The sequence below is a fragment of the Klebsiella michiganensis genome (assembly GCA_000963575.1).
GTDB lineage: Bacteria > Pseudomonadota > Gammaproteobacteria > Enterobacterales > Enterobacteriaceae > Cedecea > Cedecea michiganensis_A.
Map to the genome: position 1 here is coordinate 3,388,164 of CP011077.1, position 16,866 is coordinate 3,405,029.

Consider the following 16,866-nt stretch of genomic DNA (forward strand, 5'->3'; position numbering starts at 1 on the left):
TTTTCACCCCTTATGGTGCCTGGTAAAGAATGACCGCGGCGGTCACCAGCAAGTTGATAAGCGTCAGCGGCAGGCAAACTTTCCAGCCAAAGGACATCACCTGGTCATAACGTGGACGAGGCAGTGCGGCGCGAATCAAAATGAACATCATCATGAAGAACGCGGTTTTCAGCGCGAACCAGATGAACGGCGGTAACCACGGGCCATGCCAGCCACCAAAGAACAGCGTCACGATCAGCGCAGAAACGGTGACGATGCCGATGTATTCCCCGACGAAGAACAGACCGAACTTCATACCGGAATATTCGATGTGATAACCGTCGGCCAGTTCCTGCTCGGCTTCCGGTTGGTCAAACGGGTGACGGTGGCAAACCGCAACGCCGGCAATCGCGAAGGTCACGAAGCCGAAGAACTGCGGGATGATATTCCACAGATGCGCCTGGTTGTTGACGATGTCGGCCATATTAAAGGAACCGGCCTGCGCCACCACGCCCATCAGGGAAAGCCCCAGGAACACTTCATAGCTCAGGGTCTGCGCGGAAGCACGCATCGCACCAAGCAGGGAGTATTTGTTGTTACTGGACCAGCCGGCGAACAGCACGGCGTACACCGCCAGGCCCGCCAGCATCAGGAAGAACAAGATCCCGATGTTCAGATCCGCAACCACCCAGCTTGGGCTGACCGGCACAATGGCAAAGGCCAGCAGCAGCGAGGTGAACGCGATCATCGGCGCCAGCGTAAAGATCACGCGGTCCGAGAACTTAGGGATCCAGTCCTCTTTAAAGAACATCTTGATCATGTCCGCAACCAGCTGGAGTGAGCCACCCCAGCCTACGCGGTTTGGTCCGTAGCGGTTCTGGAACAGACCGAGCAGACGGCGTTCGCCGAAGCTCATGAATGCCCCACAGGTCACCACGACCAGCAGAATGACAACCGCTTTGAGGATGCTCAGCAGAATGTCGATAACTTCCGGTGTCAGCCAGCTCATTGCGCAGCCTCCTGCAGATTTTCAAGACGAGCACCGGCAAGCACTGGCGCAATCCCCGGCATACCCATCGGCAGACCTACCTGCCCTGCAACCAGACCCTCGGACAGCTGCAGCGGCAGACTCAGCGTCTGACCTTCGTAGCTGAAGGAGATCAGGCTCCCGGCGTTAACGCCAAGCTTCGCGGCATCGGCCGGATTCAGCTTGATGTAAGGCTCAACCATACGCTTCTGGAACACCGGAGAACGCTGGGACATCTCGTCGCTACCAAACAGGTGGTAGTACGGCGCGATACGCCACTTGCCCTCTTCCGCGTGGAAGGTGTCCGGCACGGAAGTGAAGTAGTCCAGACCAGTGTCAGAAGCTTCGATCAGGCGCACGCCCGGATCGCCGTGGCGCAGATGACCGCCCACTTCGGCCTGGAATTTGTTCCATGCCTGCGGGGAGTTCCAGCCTGGTGCCCAGGCAAACGGAATCTGCTGACGGTCGGCCAGCGGGCTGTTGTTCCCTTCCATAGAGAAGGCAAACATGGTGTCTTTATCCTGTGGCTGACGCGGTTCGTGCACGCTGATGTTGGCGCGCATTGCGGTGCGTCCGCTCGAACGGATTGGAGAACGGGACAGCTTCTGGCCTTTGATACGGAAGGAAGCATCCGGCGCGGCATCTTTAATACCGGCTAACTGAGGCAATACCTTCACGCACGCGTCAATCACATGGTCAAGCTGCGTCCAGTCAACGTCACGGCTCTGCACGGTGCTGTGCAGGGAGTGCAGCCAGCGCCAGCTTTCGAACATCGTCACGCTGGTGTCGTAGTAAGCCGGATCGTAAACCTGGAAGAAGCGCTGGGCGCGGCCTTCGTTGTTAATCACCGTCCCATCGCTTTCTGCGAAGCTCGCCGCGGAAAGAACAAGGTGTGCTTTATCCATGATGGCCGTGCGCTGATGGTCAATAACCATCACCAGAGGGGCTTTGCTCAGCGCCGCGTCTACGCGGGCGGCGGAAGCATGACGATGGAGGTCGTTTTCCAGCACCACTACCGCATCGGCAGCGCCGCTTTCCAGCTCGCTCAAGGCTTCTTCCAGAGAGCCGCCGCCAATCATGCCGAGACCAACGCTGTTTACCGCACGGGCAATCATCGTTACGCCGACGTCTGCACCACGGCCTTTCAGCGCTTTAGCCACGTTTGCCGCGGCCTGAATCACCGCTTCGCTCCCGGCGTTAGTCCCTGAAACAATCAACGGCTTCTTCGCGCCGGCCAACGCCTGCACGATAACGTCGACTTTATTCTTCAGGTCCCTTCCCAGTTCAACGGCCGGAGAGTTGCTGTCCAGCGCATTGGCAATGGCAAAGCCAAGGCGGGCCTGATCTTCAACCGGGGCACGGTAAGTCCATGCGGCGATATCATCCAGGCGGGTGCTGTCTACGTTGGTCACAAACAGCGGGTGCTTAGCGTTCTGCCCGATGTTCAGGATTGCGGCGATCTGCCAGTCAGCAACTTTCTGCGCCGCCGCCATTTCACGCGCCTTCCCTTTCACCGCCTGGCGGATAGCCAGCGCGGCACGAGCGCCGGTCTGGGTAACATCTTCACCCAGGATCAGCACGGCGTCGTAAGATTCGATTTCACGCAGCGCAGGAGTATGGATGCCGCTGTCACGCAGCACTTTCAGCATCAGCTGCAGACGAGCCTGCTCACCTGCTGCAATACCGGTGTAGAAGTTTTCGGCCCCAACCAGCTCGCGCAGAGCGAAGTTGCTTTCCACGCTCGCGCGCGGAGAACCGATGCCAATCACTTTCTTCGACTGACGCAGGATATCCGCCGCGCCCTGCATAGCCTGCTCGGCGTTCAGGGTAATCAGGTCATCGCCACGACGTTGAACAGGCTGACGCGGACGGTCTTTCAGGTTTACATAGCCGTAACCGAAACGACCGCGGTCGCACAGGAAGTAGTGGTTCACGGTGCCGTTGTAGCGGTTTTCGATACGGCGCAGTTCACCGTAACGTTCACCTGGACTTGTGTTACAGCCCAGCGAGCACTGCTGGCAGATGCTCGGTGCGAACTGCATATCCCACTTACGGTTGTAGCGTTCGGAGTGCGTTTTGTCGGTAAATACGCCGGTCGGGCAAATCTCTACCAGGTTACCGGAGAACTCGCTTTCCAGCGTGCCGTCTTCCGGGCGACCGAAGTAGACGTTGTCGTGCGCGCCGTAAACGCCCAGATCTTTACCGTCTGCATAGTCTTTGTAGTAACGCACACAGCGGTAACAGGCGATACAGCGGTTCATTTCGTGAGAGATGAACGGACCGAGATCCTGATTGCGGTGAGTACGCTTGGTAAAGCGATAGCGACGGAAGCTATGACCGGTCATGACGGTCATATCCTGCAGGTGGCAGTTGCCGCCTTCTTCACAGACCGGACAGTCGTGTGGGTGGTTGGTCATCAACCATTCCACAACGCTTTCACGGAACTGTTTCGCTTCGCCATCATCAATAGAGATGAATGTCCCATCGGAGGCCGGTGTCATACAGGACATCACCAGGCGACCACGGGTATCTTCCGCGTTCTGATATTGCTTCACCGCACACTGGCGGCAAGCACCGACGCTGCCCAGCGCCGGATGCCAGCAAAAATAAGGAATATCAAGACCGAGGGAGAGACAAGCTTCCAGCAAGTTGTCTGCTCCGTTGACCTCGTATTCTTTGCCGTCTACATGAATCGTAGCCATAGTCAGCATGCTTCCAGTTGGCCTGAATAACTTCAGGCGTTAATCAAAAATTCTTGTGCAATGCACCCTCACCCGTTTTCGCTTTCTCCCTCTCCCCTTAGGGGAGAGGGCCGGGGTGAGGGGCGATATCACCAGCGCGTTTTTAACAGGTTCGGCTGAATACCATTAATGGCACGCAGATTTCCGTAATCCTGTTTGGCAATGCCTGCTTCGAATTCGTCGCGGAAATATTTAATCGCACTCTGCAATGGCTCAACGGCACCCGGTGCGTGGGCACAGAAAGTTTTACCCGGTCCCAGATGGCGGCAAAGCTGCTCAAGGGTTTCAATATCCCCTGGCTGTCCTTCGCCACGCTCAAGCGCGCGCAGGATTTTTACGCTCCACGGCAGACCATCGCGGCACGGTGTACACCAGCCGCAGGATTCACGGGCAAAGAACTCTTCCAGGTTACGCACCAGCGGCACCATACCGATTTCATGGTCTACCGCCATTGCCAGCGCCGTACCGAGACGGCTGCCTGCTTTACCAATACTTTCAAATTCCATCGGCAGGTCGAGGTGCGCTTCCGTCAGGAAGTCGGTCCCCGCCCCGCCCGGCTGCCAGGCTTTGAACTTCAGGCCATCGCGCATGCCGCCGGCGTATTCTTCCAGGATCTCACGGGCAGTGGTGCCAAACGGCAGTTCCCAGACGCCAGGGTTTTTGACGCGGCCAGAGAAGCCCATCAGCTTGGTACCGGCATCTTTACTCATGCCGCCGCCAATGCCCTGATACCACTCCACGCCGTTAGCCAGAATCGCCGGTACGTTACACAGGGTTTCGACGTTGTTTACACAGGTCGGTTTACCCCAAACGCCGCTTGATGCCGGGAACGGTGGCTTAGAGCGCGGGTTCGCACGGCGGCCTTCCAGGGAGTTAATCAGCGCAGTTTCTTCCCCGCAGATATAACGCCCGGCGCCGGTGTGCACGATAAGCTCGAAGTCAAAACCGGAACCCAGAATGTTTTTACCAAGCAGGCCCGCTTCGGTGGCTTCAGCGATTGCGCGGCGCAGATGCACAGCCGCTTCAATGTACTCACCGCGCAGGAAGATGTAGCCGCGGTAAGCTTTCAGCGCAAAAGCAGAAATCAGCATGCCTTCCACCAGCAGGTGCGGCAGCTGTTCCATCAGCAGGCGGTCTTTATAGGTGCCCGGCTCCATTTCATCGGCGTTACACAGCAGGTAACGGATGTTCATGGACTCGTCTTTTGGCATCAGGCTCCACTTCAGGCCGGTGGAGAAGCCCGCGCCGCCGCGCCCTTTCAGGCCAGCGTCTTTTACCGCATTAACGATTTCGTCCGGCGCCATGCCGGTCAGCGCCTTACGCGCGCCTTCATAGCCGTTTTTGCTACGGTATTCGTCAAGCCAGACCGGCTGTTTGTCATCGCGCAGACGCCAGGTCAGCGGATGGGTTTCGGCAGTACGAATAATCGTCTTCATTTATACTGCTCCAGCAAGTCAGGGATGGCTTCCGGCGTCAGATGGCTGTGAGTATCCTCATCAATCATCATGGTCGGCCCTTTGTCGCAGTTACCCAGGCAGCAAGTAGGCAGCAGGGTGAAACGGCCATCAAACGTGGTCTGGCCCGGTTTGATGTTCAACTTAGCTTCGATAGCTGACTGAATGCCCTGGTAGCCGGTGATATGGCAAACCACGCTGTCGCAGTAGCGAATTACGTGGCGGCCTACCGGCTGGCGGAAGATTTGGCTATAGAACGTGGCCACGCCTTCTACGTCGCTCGCCGGGATACCCAGCACGTCAGCAATCGCGTAGATGGCGCCATCTGGCACCCAGCCGCGCTGTTTCTGAACGATTTTCAGCGCTTCGATAGAGGCCGCACGGGCATCTTCGTAATGGTGTTTCTCGTGCTCAATCGCCTCACGCTCTGCCGCACTCAGCTCAAAAGCCTCAGCCTGGTTTTGTTGGTTATCGTGCATAGTTAGCGATCCACATCAGACATTACAAAATCGATACTACCCAGATAGACAATCAGGTCTGAAACCAGGCTGCCGCGGATCGCCGCCGGAATTTGCTGCAGGTGCGCAAAGCTCGGGGTACGAATACGGGTACGGTAGCTCATGGTGCTAGCGTCACTGGTCAGGTAGTAACTGTTAATCCCTTTCGTTGCCTCAATCATCTGGAAGGATTCGTTGGCCGGCATGACCGGGCCCCAGGAAACCTGCAGGAAGTGAGTGATCAGGGTTTCGATATGCTGCAGCGTGCGCTCTTTCGGCGGCGGCGTGGTCAGCGGGTGATCCGCTTTGAACGGGCCGGCTGGCATATTTTTCAGGCACTGCTCAAGAATGCGCAGGCTCTGGCGAAGTTCTTCCACTTTCAGCATGACTCGGGTGTAGCAGTCGCTGATGCCACCGCCAACCGGGACTTCGAAGTCGAAGTTCTGGTAGCCAGAGTAAGGGCGAGCCTTACGCACGTCGAAGTCGATACCGGTGGCACGCAGGCCAGCACCGGTGGTGCCCCACTCCAGCGCTTCTTTCGCGGTATAGGCTGCAACGCCCTGGGAACGGCCTTTCAGGATGGTGTTGCGCAGCGCAGCTTTCTCATAAGAATCCAGGCGCTTCGGCATCCACTCCAGGAACTCTTTCAGCAGACGCTCCCAGCCCTTCGGCAGATCGTGTGCAACACCGCCGATGCGGAACCAGGCCGGGTGCATACGGAAACCGGTAATCGCTTCCACCAGATCGTAAATTTTTTGGCGATCGGTAAAGGCGAAGAAGACCGGCGTCATGGCGCCCACGTCCTGAATAAAGGTGGAGATGTAAAGCAGGTGGCTGTTGATGCGGAACAGCTCGGAAAGCATAACGCGGATAACTTCAACGCGCTCAGGCACCACGATGCCAGCCAGCTTTTCAACCGCCAGCACGTAAGGCATTTCGTTGACGCAGCCGCCGAGGTACTCGATACGGTCAGTATACGGAATGTAGCTGTGCCAGGACTGACGCTCACCCATTTTTTCAGCGCCACGGTGGTGGTAGCCGATATCCGGCACGCAGTCGACTATCTCTTCGCCGTCCAGCTGCAGGATGATACGGAAAGCACCGTGTGCGGATGGGTGGTTTGGCCCCAGGTTCAGGAACATGAAGTCTTCATGCTCGCTGCTGCGCTTCATGCCCCACTCTTCAGGCTTGAAGGTCAGCGCCTCCATTTCCAGGTCTTCTTTCTGTTTAGTCAGGATAAACGGATCGAATTCTGTGGCGCGCGCCGGGTAGTCTTTACGCAGCGGGTGGCCTTCCCAGGTCGGCGGCATCATGATGCGCGTCAGGTGCGGGTGGCCATTAAAGGTGATGCCAAACATCTCCCATGTTTCACGCTCGTACCAGTTGGCGTTCGGGAAGAGTTTTGTCAGCGTCGGCAGATTAAGATCGTTTTCAGACAACGCCACCTTGAGCATGATATCGCGATTGCGTTCAATGGAAATCAGGTGGTAGAAAACGGAAAAATCCGCAGCCGGTAAACCGTTGCGGTGTGTGCGTAGACGCTCATCCATGCCATGCAGGTCGAACAGCATAACGTAGGGTTTTGGTGATTTCTTGAGGAAATCGACCACTTCCAGTAACTGTTCACGCTTAACCCAAACTACGGGTACCCCGGTGCGGGTTGGCTGAACGGTAAAGGCATCCGGCCCAAAACGGTTACGCAATTCGCCAATGACCGGATCATCCAGGTGATCCCTTGTCTGCCAGGCTGGCATAGCGGCGTCTTGCGCGGTTAAATCGGTCATAGTTCTCACCATTGCAAATGGTTCTGTGGTGACTGCGCTCAGTGTCTTTGCTTTTATATTATTGATATACAAAGACGCTCACTGATCGCAGGCGCTAATTAAATCTCGTCCGGCGTCCGCAGGTTGGTTACCGCGATACGCTCGCCGCGCTTACGCTCACGCTCGGACTGCATGTTGGCGCGGTAAACGCCCTGATCGCCAACAACCCACGACAGCGGGCGACGCTCTTTGCCGATAGACTCCTGCAGCAGCATCAGCGCCTGCATGTAAGCCTCCGGACGCGGCGGGCAGCCTGGGATGTAAACATCAACCGGGATAAATTTATCTACGCCCTGCACAACGGAATAGATGTCGTACATGCCGCCAGAGTTAGCGCAGGCACCCATGGAAATAACCCATTTAGGTTCCAGCATCTGATCGTAAAGGCGCTGAATTACCGGAGCCATTTTGGTGAAGCAGGTACCGGCCACCACCATCAGGTCAGCCTGACGAGGAGAAGCACGTAAAACTTCTGCACCGAAACGCGCCACGTCATGTACAGCGGTAAACGAGGTCACCATCTCTACATAGCAGCAGGAAAGGCCAAAGTTGTATGGCCAGATTGAGTTTTTACGACCCCAGTTCACCACATCATGCATGGCATGCTCGAGCTTGCCCATGTAAACGCTGCGGTTAATCTCTTGTTCGAGGGGATCGGTTACGATCTCCTGCTTTTGCAGGGGGTAACGGTCATTCTCACCGTTGGGGTCTATGCGGGTGAGCGTATAGTCCATCTTATTGCCTCGCTATTACTGCGTATGACGGTTAGTGAGACTGTCTGTTTCCGGGTTGATTTTCTCACGACGCGAACGCGCAGGAGTCCAATCCAGAGCGCCAATACGCACCAGATAAACCAGACCAGCCAGTAGCACTAAAATGAAAATTGCGGCCTCGACGAAGCCAATCCAGCCGCTTTCACGGATAGAAGTTGACCACGCGTAGAGATACAAGGCTTCCACGTCAAAGATAACGAAGAACATGGCGACCAGGTAAAACTTGGCGGAGAGACGTAGACGCGCCGTACCAACGGAGTCGATGCCCGACTCGAATGGGGTGTTTTTGTGCCGTGCCTTAGCTCTTCCGCCAAGGAACCAGCCCCCGACAAGCATCAAACAGCACAGGCCAATGGCGACAATAAGAAAGACAGCGAACGCCCAGTGATGAGCGATAACTTCAGTGGATGTTGACATACTCATTGCTTACTCATCAAAAGTGACGCCAAAATCTCTGCTCTTGTTGGCAGATGAACGCCACATCGATTCATGGGGAGGAACAATCAACCGTACAATAACTACCGGAAATAATGCGTAGGCAGCCAATTGATGGGGTTTTTTACTCCTTTCTATAACCTTTTGTCAACTTTAACAAAAGTATCCACACATTAATTTACACCGACAGCAATTCATTAACATTTAATGCGTTAAAACTCATCAACACTCGCGTAAAGACCAGATTTAGATGAGGGTGAATCGTGTCCGTTCCGTGTGAAAAAATAAACAGCCCCTATATTTTGGCAGGAAATCACAACTATTCCTCCCCCCAAGAGGGAGTATTTTCTTGATCTGAGACACGCTTTTGTTAATCCACTTCAAAAAGAAGCAACATTGTTATTCGTTTTTTAACATTACCTGGCCATTGCGCGAAGTTTTTGCACATAAAACGAACAAAATTGGATACACAGCCAATACATTGAATTTGTTATAAAAGATGGAAGAGACCGTGATTTAATGAAAATCAGGTATAAAAAACGGGCCATTGGTGTAAAAAAAACCACCAACGGCCCATTTTCAGTCTTTAATATTTTGTTACCAACTAGTCAACCGACTGCTACTCAAAATCCCCTTCGACCAGCAGCGTGTCGTCCCCTTCGGTTCCCGCCGTGTTGTAGCGGTAAGGATTCTCCGGCGTCGCCAGTGCGCTGAATATCGCCTGTGCCAGCTCATTACCGCTTTCAGGGTTTTTACACAGCAGATATTGGGTTTCAGGTAACACCGGCAGCCCTTCGGAAGCTCCCAGGACACGAAGCTCCGGGCTCATCATTTCAACCGGTCTGGCAGTCACGCCCAACCCTGCTTTGACCGCTGCCCGCACGGCGGCAAGCGTGGAGGCGACATAAGAAATACGCCATGGCGTCTGGCTGGCATCAAGATGTTCTAGCATCATATCGCGGTACGGACTTGGGTCGTCCAGCATCACCAGCGGCAACGCTTCTCCACTCTGGAACACATAATCAGCGGCGCAGTACCACAAGGTGGGCGAGGTGCGCAGGACAATGGCATCAAAGTTAGAGGGGTTTGATGTCGTCACCACCAGATCGACCTCATGCTGATTGAGCATTTCGATCATGAACGGATTGCGTTTGACCCTGACGTCCAGCGCCAGCTTGGGGTAAACCGAACTGATGCGATTTAACAGGAACGGCAAGATGGTGTCCGCCGTTTCATCAGAGGCGCCAAGAGTAAGCGACCCTTGCAGATTGTTAAACATCAGGGAAGAGCACGCTTCATCATTGAAGCGAAGGATTTTACGCGCATAACCCAGCAGCTGAATGCCGTGCTCGGTGAGCAGTTTATTACGGCCATGTCGGGCAAAAAGTTCTTTCCCGACTAATTGCTCAAGGCGCTGCATCTGTTGGCTAACAGCGGATTGAGTGCGGCATACTGCAGCGGCGGCGGCAGCAAAAGTATTGAGATCGGCGACCGCAACGAATGTCCTCAGCAGATCGAGGTCGAGGTTCAGTATCGGACGATTTGCGTTAATCATAATTTGTTCACTAATAGGTTGCTCTTTCGAGTCTGCCCTGGTTGTATTGCTATGATTTATCAAAGAGATAAAGCAATTCCTTTTACCGAATGTCTCCGGTAGTCGTGGCCGCATACGTTAGCGACGCTTCTGTTTGTTATTTTTGTATTCCCGGACATGTCACAATTATCTGAAACATGACCTATCGGGATATTATGCAGGTCAAGATAAGAGAAAAACCACTAACTCATCGTACCAGTTAGCTATTTTAAAACTGAGTTATAAAGCTAAATCAGCTTCGAGAAACGACTTTTAATAAGCTTTTATATGATTATTTAACGGGTTGAAACACAGCGGAAGGCATAAACCGGCCAAACCACGCAACCAGTTGAATAATAATAGAAATATTTTAAAACACCGATAAAACCACGGTACTGCGGCGCTTATCGACTTCTAAAACCTACCATTTTTCGTAGTCCATCTTACAGTAAAACAGTATGTTTTATAACACTTATTACGAATTATCTGATCTCATTCTCTTTTTGTGGTTTCCACCTTGTTGATTATTTACAGCGTTTTTTGAACTCACCCGCAAGCCATAATAAAAGACGCTTAATTATTGCCGAGGTATTTATCTATTACATTGCTCAATCTTTTGATATACATCTCTTTAACTACCTCGTGATTAATCCCTTAATGTTTCGGCCATGAATATTAATTTTTCCTTATGTTTAGCGACAACACCTTTACATCCACAGAACCTCTCGCTTAGTACAGAGCACTAAGCAGAGAATAGCATCACACCAAAACTATAACGTGGATTTTTAATCTTCCATAAAATAAATATGCAGTTTATTTCACTATCAATGTTTTTAAGGGCGCATTGCGACTTATACATTGTGCTGAAAAGATAAATGGCGTTTCTTCAAGCCTCATCCTTCAAATCTTGCTGCAGCAGGAGTACATTGTGGCGGTGCGCTTCCACGGCAGGACGCGAAATTAACAACAAAGGTCGAAGCTTCATGTCCCCCATCGAAAAATCCAGCAAACTTGATAATGTCTGTTATGACATCCGTGGCCCGGTACTCAAAGAGGCAAAACGCCTCGAAGAAGAAGGCAACAAAGTGCTTAAACTCAACATCGGTAACCCCGCGCCGTTCGGTTTCGAAGCGCCGGATGAGATCCTTGTTGATGTGATCCGTAATCTTCCGACAGCCCAGGGATATTGCGATTCTAAAGGGCTGTTTTCTGCCCGTAAGGCCATCATGCAGCACTATCAGGCTCGTGGGATGCGGGATGTCACTACGGAAGATATCTACATCGGTAACGGCGTTTCCGAGCTGATTGTCCAGTCAATGCAGGCGCTGCTTAACAGCGGGGATGAAATGCTGGTTCCCGCGCCGGACTACCCGCTTTGGACAGCCGCGGTTTCCTTGTCGAGCGGTAAAGCGGTGCATTATCTGTGTGACGAGAGCTCAGACTGGTTCCCGGATCTGGACGATATCCGCGCTAAAATCACTCCGCGCACTCGCGGCATTGTGATTATCAATCCGAACAACCCTACCGGCGCCGTTTATTCCAAAGAACTGCTGTTAGAGATTGTAGAAATTGCGCGTCAGCATAACCTGATAATCTTTGCCGATGAGATCTACGACAAAATTCTCTATGACGACGCCGAACATCACTCGATCGCTGCCCTGGCGCCGGATCTGCTCACCATTACCTTTAACGGTCTGTCAAAAACCTACCGCGTGGCCGGTTTCCGTCAGGGTTGGATGGTACTTAACGGGCCGAAGAAACATGCGAAAGGCTATATAGAAGGTCTGGAGATGTTGGCCTCAATGCGCCTGTGCGCCAACGTCCCTGCTCAACATGCTATTCAGACCGCTCTTGGGGGCTACCAAAGCATCAGCGAATTTATTGTGCCGGGCGGCCGCCTGTACGAGCAGCGTAACCGTGCCTGGGAATTGATTAACGAAATTCCTGGTGTTTCCTGCGTTAAACCTCGCGGGGCGCTGTATATGTTCCCGAAAATTGACGCAAAACGCTTCAACATCCATGACGACCAGAAAATGGTGCTGGACTTCCTGCTGCAGGAAAAAGTGCTTCTGGTTCAGGGGACGGCATTTAACTGGCCGTGGCCGGATCACGTCCGTATTGTTACGCTGCCGCGCATTGATGACCTGGAAATGTCGATAGCCAAACTGGGTCGTTTCCTCGGCCACTATCATCAGTAAGCCATTCGGGGGCATTTGCAATGTCCCCCTTCTCCCCTCACAATGACGTCACCGAGTTGTAACCGCGAGAACGTCATGAGTCAGAGTCATTTCTTCGCCCATCTCTCCCGCCTGAAACTGATCAACCGCTGGCCGCTGATGCGCAATGTCCGCACCGAGAACGTGTCTGAACACAGTTTGCAGGTCGCCATGGTTGCCCACGCGCTCGCCGCCATCAAAAATCGCAAGTTTAACGGCAGCGTGAATGCCGAGCGTATCGCGCTACTGGCGATGTATCACGACGCCAGCGAAGTGCTGACCGGGGATTTACCCACGCCGGTAAAATACTTCAATTCGCAAATCGCGCATGAATACAAAGCCATTGAAAAGATTGCGCAGCAGAAGCTGATCGAAATGGTGCCGGAAGAACTTCGCGATATCTGGGCTCCACTGATTGACGAGCACAGCTACAGTGAAGAAGAAAAAGCGCTGGTGAAACAGGCAGATGCGCTGTGCGCTTACCTGAAATGCCTGGAGGAGCTTTCCGCCGGGAATAATGAGTTTTCGCTGGCTAAAAGTCGCCTGGAAAAAACGCTGGCCGACCGGCACAGCCCGGAGATGGATTATTTTATGCAGGTCTTCGTACCGAGCTTCCAGCTTTCGCTGGATGAAATCAGCCAGGATTCGCCGCTTTAAAGGCTTCCCCCTCCCCCTTTTGGGGCGAGGGGAGCTATCAGAACGGGAACAGCATCGGCACCATCACAACGCTCACGATCATCACAATGATAGTAAACGGCACGCCGAGCTTCACGAAGTCGCTGAACTTATAGTTCCCGGGCCCCAGCACCAGCGTGTTCACCGGTGAAGAAACTGGCGTCATAAACGCCGCAGAAGCCGCCATCGCCACAATCATCGCAAATGGATAAGGCGACACGCCCATTGATTTAGCCGCCGCCAGTGCGATAGGAGCCATCAACACTGCCGTTGCGGTATTAGAAATAAATAACCCGATAGCCGCGCACATCACAAACAGGCATACCAGCATGATGTATGGCCCGTAACCGCCGCCAAACTCCATCAGGCCGTGCACGATCAGACTCACCCCGCCGGTTTTCTGGAGCGCCAAAGCAAAAGGCATCATCCCGACAATCAGAATAATGCTCGGCCAATGAATCGCCTTGTAGGCGCTTTCCATATCGATACAGCGGAATTTGCCCATCAACAAACAGGCAATAATCGCGGCAATTGGGTTCGGTATTTCGTCGGTCAGCATCAGCGCCACCATCAACGCCAGGCAGAAAATCGCATGGGGCGCCTGGCTGTGGGCCGGGGAAGCATCCCGCTCTTCTACCGGCAAATTAAGCACCAGGAAATCACGGCTCTGCTGCGAAAGCTGGTTAATCAGCTTCCAGTCGCCGACCACCAGTATAATGTCCCCCAACTGGATAGGTTCATCCACCAGCAATCCTTCCATGGCTTCACCCGCCCGCCGTAAGCCGACAACGTTAAGTCCGTAGCGGGTTCGGAAAGCCATCTCTCGCAAAGTCTGCCCGGTGAGCTCGGACTCGGGCAGGAGAGACACTTCTGCCATCCCCACATCCAGCGCCTGATCGGAAAAATACTCTCCGCGAAGGATCATCGGCTCCAGCATTTGCTCGCCGCAAAACTCACGTAAATCAATCTCAGAAGCCGACATGTCAATCAGCAACACATCGCGGGCGCGGAATTCCGTTCCCCCGGTCACATTGACAATCACCCGGCGGAAACGACGCCAGCGTTCGAGGCCAATCACGTTCGCACCGTAGCGTTCACGCAGCTTTAAATCGTCAAGCCGATGGCCAACCATCGGCGAGCCTGGGCGAATAGCCAACCGGCGCGCTCTCCCCGTCAGGCGATATTCTTTTATCAGATCGCGGAATGAACGGCGCTTCCAGCTCTCTTTCCCCGCCTCTTCGCCACGCCCTTTGAGCGCGAAACGCGCCACCAGCATATAAAAGATGCCCAGCACCAGCACGGCCAGGCCAATCGGCGTCACGCTAAAGAACTGGAAGCCTTCCAGCCCTTCTCGCAGCAGTTCGCTATTAATGACCAGATTAGGCGGCGTCGCGACCAGCGTCATCATGCCGCTTATCAGTCCGGCAAAGCTGAGCGGCATCATCAGCCTGGAAGGCGGGATCTTCATACGCATGGAGACGCTGAGTACCACAGGAATAAAAATGGCCACCACGCCGGTGGAGCTCATAAATGCCCCCAGCCCGGCTACCGTCACCATCAGCAGAACCAGCATTTTGGTTTCGCTACTGCCCGCCACGTCCACCAGCCAGCTTCCCATCTTAGTGGCTACGCCGGTACGCACCAGTCCGTCACCGATAATGAACAACGCAGCAATCAGAATGACGTTGGGATCGCTAAACCCGGAAAACGCTTCGCTGAGGCTTAATGTTCCGCTAAGCACAAAAGCGACAATCACCAACAGCGCCACCGCATCCATACGCATTTTTCCGGTGGCGAAGAGCAGGACGGCAACCGCCAGTAACGACAACACCCAAATGAGTTCCGAATTCAAAATGAGTTCCTGAATGGCTGATTATTGGTGAATTGAATGTAGACGAGAATGCCATAAAAAAACCCCGCAAATGCGGGGTTAAATCATGGGATTAGTGTTTTCTTAACACTTCAACTATACCGTCCGGAGATTTCTGGACGAGAAGTTCGGTAAGGGAGGAAAGAACGTAATCCACATGTTCAAGCCGGGGTGTATCCGCCGGGGCGTTAACCGCTATTACGTGGCAACCGGCAGCAAGCCCTGAAAGCACGCCCGCCGGCGCGTCTTCAACGACCACGCACTCTTCCGGCTCCAGGCCGAGCAGTTGAGCCCCCAGCAAATAGGCATCCGGCTCAGGTTTACCACGCGCGACTCGTTCCGCCGTCACAAACACTTCCGGCTCAGGCAACCCACCCGCCAGGCGGCGAGCAGATGCCACCGGCACAGAGCCTGACGTGACGATAGCCCACGGAATACCGGCTTCGTTAAGGTGAGCCAATAGCTCCGCCGCGCCAGGCAGCGCCTGGATACCGTCAGTATCCTCAGACTCAAGCTTCTCCAGGCGCAGAAACTCCTGCTGAATGTCTTCCTCAGAAGCACCGGCCATAAAGTGGCGCAGTGAGGTAATCGCCTGCTTGCCGTGGATGAAGCCCAATACTTCTTCCGGAGAAATATTAAAACGCTTTGCCCAGTTGACCCACGCGCGCTCGACGGCTGGAAGGGAGTCAACCAGCGTACCATCCAAATCAAACAAGAAACCTTTACACTTCACTACGCGTCTCTCCTCAGGCGTTAATAATCTGCGCAATCTCGTTGGCGCTTAAGTGATACTGACGCGGGCAAGCGTGCCACACCTTCAGCATTCGTTGGTATTTGTCCCACATCGGGGTTTGGGCGTTGAAACCGTGGGTGCCAGCATCGAAATGGGTATAGCGGCCTTCAATATTCACCATGAAGCGAACATAGCCGAGGAAGCGGGCTTCGGTGGCGGCATCAAACCCCATAAAAGTGACGCGACGCTCATCGATTTCCTTGCTGTCTTTCAGGTTGGTCCAGGAAACATGCATCGCGTGATACATTTCCATGATGTCGATGACGATGCGGCAAGTTTCCTCTTTTAGCTCGCCAAACTCGCGATCCAGTTCGCGCATTTGTAGGCCATAGCCGCGTTCGATGATGGTCTGCAGACGACGATAGCGTTCGGCATTATCCGGGTCCATCATCGTCATCATCTTATACTGGTTAGATAAAATCAGACGTTGCGCATGGGTCATTTCCATTTCCGGGCTCCTTTGGTTCATGGAAAAATGCAGGTTATGAAGAGGATAACCTGTAAGAAAGTATGCCTTCCTTTATATGCGCAACCGTAGGGTAATTACAAATCATCCAGGAAAGTTTTATCCAGCTGTTTGAACGCGCGCTTCAGCACGTCCGCCAGTGCCTGGTAGTCCGGCTTGCCCTCCACGGGTGCCAGCGCCTGCCCTGCTTCCTGCAGTTTCATACGAACTTCATAAAACCACTGTAATGTAGAAGGCGGTAAAGGCGTGACCGAACGCTTGCCCAGCCACCACAGCCCTTGCATCGGCAGGCTACAGGCAAAGAGTGCCGTCGCTACCGCTGGGCCAAGCTGTCCGCCCAGCGCGATTTGCCACGTCAGGGTAAATACCGCCAGCGGCGGCATAAAGCGAATGGCGTAACGCGTGGCACGAATCACACGGTTTTCGATAAATACCGGTGACAGGCGCTTATCCAGCGGCCAGGTCTTTGAGTAATGCTGCCCACGTCCGAACAAGCTAAACCAGCTTACATGGCTATTCTGGGGTGTCGACATGGCTCATACCT

General features: G+C 53.8%; 14 protein-coding genes. 2 read left to right on the forward strand and 12 right to left on the reverse strand.

Features of this window, described 5'->3' with window-relative positions; translation table 11 throughout:
- Positions 1 to 10: 10 nt before the first annotated feature.
- The 8 genes from VW41_15595 to VW41_15630 all read right to left on the reverse strand — a co-directional run bounded on the left by VW41_15595 (position 11) and on the right by VW41_15630 (position 10,284).
- On the reverse strand, positions 11 to 988 hold the full coding sequence (locus VW41_15595) for an NADH:ubiquinone oxidoreductase (protein AJZ90341.1): 978 nt from the start codon (positions 986 to 988) through the stop codon (positions 11 to 13).
- A complete protein-coding gene (locus tag VW41_15600; protein AJZ92001.1) occupies positions 985 to 3,708 on the reverse strand; it encodes an NADH dehydrogenase in 2,724 nt (907 codons plus the stop codon). The genes VW41_15595 and VW41_15600 overlap by 4 nt, the downstream gene beginning before the upstream one ends.
- A gap of 128 nt (positions 3,709 to 3,836) precedes the next feature.
- Positions 3,837 to 5,183: an NADH dehydrogenase gene (locus tag VW41_15605; GenBank protein AJZ90342.1), complete on the reverse strand. Its 1,347-nt coding sequence runs from the start codon at positions 5,181 to 5,183 to the stop codon at positions 3,837 to 3,839.
- Positions 5,180 to 5,680 carry an NADH dehydrogenase gene (locus tag VW41_15610; GenBank protein AJZ90343.1) on the reverse strand — a complete coding sequence of 167 codons (501 nt, stop codon included), beginning with the start codon at positions 5,678 to 5,680 and terminating at the stop codon, positions 5,180 to 5,182. Before VW41_15610 ends, VW41_15605 begins: the two co-directional genes overlap by 4 nt.
- A 2-nt stretch (positions 5,681 to 5,682) precedes the next feature.
- Complete coding sequence (locus VW41_15615) at positions 5,683 to 7,482, reverse strand: NADH:ubiquinone oxidoreductase (protein ID AJZ90344.1); 1,800 nt, start codon at positions 7,480 to 7,482, stop codon at positions 5,683 to 5,685.
- Between the two features lie 98 nt (positions 7,483 to 7,580).
- Entirely contained in the window at positions 7,581 to 8,255 is a 675-nt protein-coding gene (locus tag VW41_15620) for an NADH dehydrogenase (protein ID AJZ90345.1), read from the reverse strand.
- Between the two features lie 15 nt (positions 8,256 to 8,270).
- A complete protein-coding gene (locus VW41_15625) occupies positions 8,271 to 8,717 on the reverse strand; it encodes an NADH:ubiquinone oxidoreductase subunit A (protein AJZ90346.1) in 447 nt (148 codons plus the stop codon).
- Positions 8,718 to 9,348: 631 nt separating this feature from the next.
- Positions 9,349 to 10,284 (reverse strand): transcriptional regulator, encoded by a 936-nt coding sequence (locus tag VW41_15630; protein ID AJZ90347.1) that lies wholly within the window; start codon positions 10,282 to 10,284, stop codon positions 9,349 to 9,351.
- A gap of 1,001 nt (positions 10,285 to 11,285) precedes the next feature.
- On the opposite strand from VW41_15630, the gene VW41_15635 reads away from it, so the two are divergent.
- Entirely contained in the window at positions 11,286 to 12,500 is a 1,215-nt protein-coding gene (locus VW41_15635) for an aminotransferase (protein AJZ90348.1), read from the forward strand.
- 75 nt (positions 12,501 to 12,575) lie between these two features.
- Positions 12,576 to 13,175 carry a 5'-nucleotidase gene (locus VW41_15640; protein ID AJZ90349.1) on the forward strand — a complete coding sequence of 200 codons (600 nt, stop codon included), beginning with the start codon at positions 12,576 to 12,578 and terminating at the stop codon, positions 13,173 to 13,175.
- Between the two features lie 37 nt (positions 13,176 to 13,212).
- Here the strand turns inward: VW41_15640 and VW41_15645 are convergent, their stop codons facing one another.
- From VW41_15645 to VW41_15660, 4 genes are all read right to left on the reverse strand, one after another.
- Positions 13,213 to 15,045, reverse strand: a complete 1,833-nt coding sequence (locus VW41_15645; GenBank protein AJZ90350.1) for a citrate transporter — start codon at positions 15,043 to 15,045, stop codon at positions 13,213 to 13,215.
- Between the two features lie 91 nt (positions 15,046 to 15,136).
- Positions 15,137 to 15,796, reverse strand: a complete 660-nt coding sequence (locus VW41_15650; protein ID AJZ90351.1) for a phosphatase — start codon at positions 15,794 to 15,796, stop codon at positions 15,137 to 15,139.
- A 13-nt stretch (positions 15,797 to 15,809) separates the two neighbouring features.
- Complete coding sequence (locus tag VW41_15655) at positions 15,810 to 16,304, reverse strand: hypothetical protein (protein AJZ90352.1); 495 nt, start codon at positions 16,302 to 16,304, stop codon at positions 15,810 to 15,812.
- Between the two features lie 95 nt (positions 16,305 to 16,399).
- Positions 16,400 to 16,855, reverse strand: coding sequence for a hypothetical protein (locus VW41_15660; GenBank protein ID AJZ90353.1), 456 nt, complete (start codon positions 16,853 to 16,855; stop codon positions 16,400 to 16,402).
- Positions 16,856 to 16,866 lie beyond the last annotated feature (11 nt).

Excerpts from the sequence above, each read along its gene's own strand:
- VW41_15595 (AJZ90341.1), bottom strand. The coding sequence starts at position 988 with ATGAGCTGGCTGACACCGGAAGTTATCGACATTCTGCTGAGCATCCTC.
- VW41_15600 (AJZ92001.1), bottom strand. The coding sequence starts at position 3,708 with ATGGCTACGATTCATGTAGACGGCAAAGAATACGAGGTCAACGGAGCA.
- VW41_15605 (AJZ90342.1), bottom strand. The coding sequence starts at position 5,183 with ATGAAGACGATTATTCGTACTGCCGAAACCCATCCGCTGACCTGGCGT.
- VW41_15610 (AJZ90343.1), bottom strand. The coding sequence starts at position 5,680 with ATGCACGATAACCAACAAAACCAGGCTGAGGCTTTTGAGCTGAGTGCG.
- VW41_15615 (AJZ90344.1), bottom strand. The coding sequence starts at position 7,482 with ATGACCGATTTAACCGCGCAAGACGCCGCTATGCCAGCCTGGCAGACA.
- VW41_15620 (AJZ90345.1), bottom strand. The coding sequence starts at position 8,255 with ATGGACTATACGCTCACCCGCATAGACCCCAACGGTGAGAATGACCGT.
- VW41_15625 (AJZ90346.1), bottom strand. The coding sequence starts at position 8,717 with ATGAGTATGTCAACATCCACTGAAGTTATCGCTCATCACTGGGCGTTC.
- VW41_15630 (AJZ90347.1), bottom strand. The coding sequence starts at position 10,284 with ATGATTAACGCAAATCGTCCGATACTGAACCTCGACCTCGATCTGCTG.
- VW41_15635 (AJZ90348.1), top strand. The coding sequence starts at position 11,286 with ATGTCCCCCATCGAAAAATCCAGCAAACTTGATAATGTCTGTTATGAC.
- VW41_15640 (AJZ90349.1), top strand. The coding sequence starts at position 12,576 with ATGAGTCAGAGTCATTTCTTCGCCCATCTCTCCCGCCTGAAACTGATC.
- VW41_15655 (AJZ90352.1), bottom strand. The coding sequence starts at position 16,304 with ATGGAAATGACCCATGCGCAACGTCTGATTTTATCTAACCAGTATAAG.
- VW41_15660 (AJZ90353.1), bottom strand. The coding sequence starts at position 16,855 with ATGTCGACACCCCAGAATAGCCATGTAAGCTGGTTTAGCTTGTTCGGA.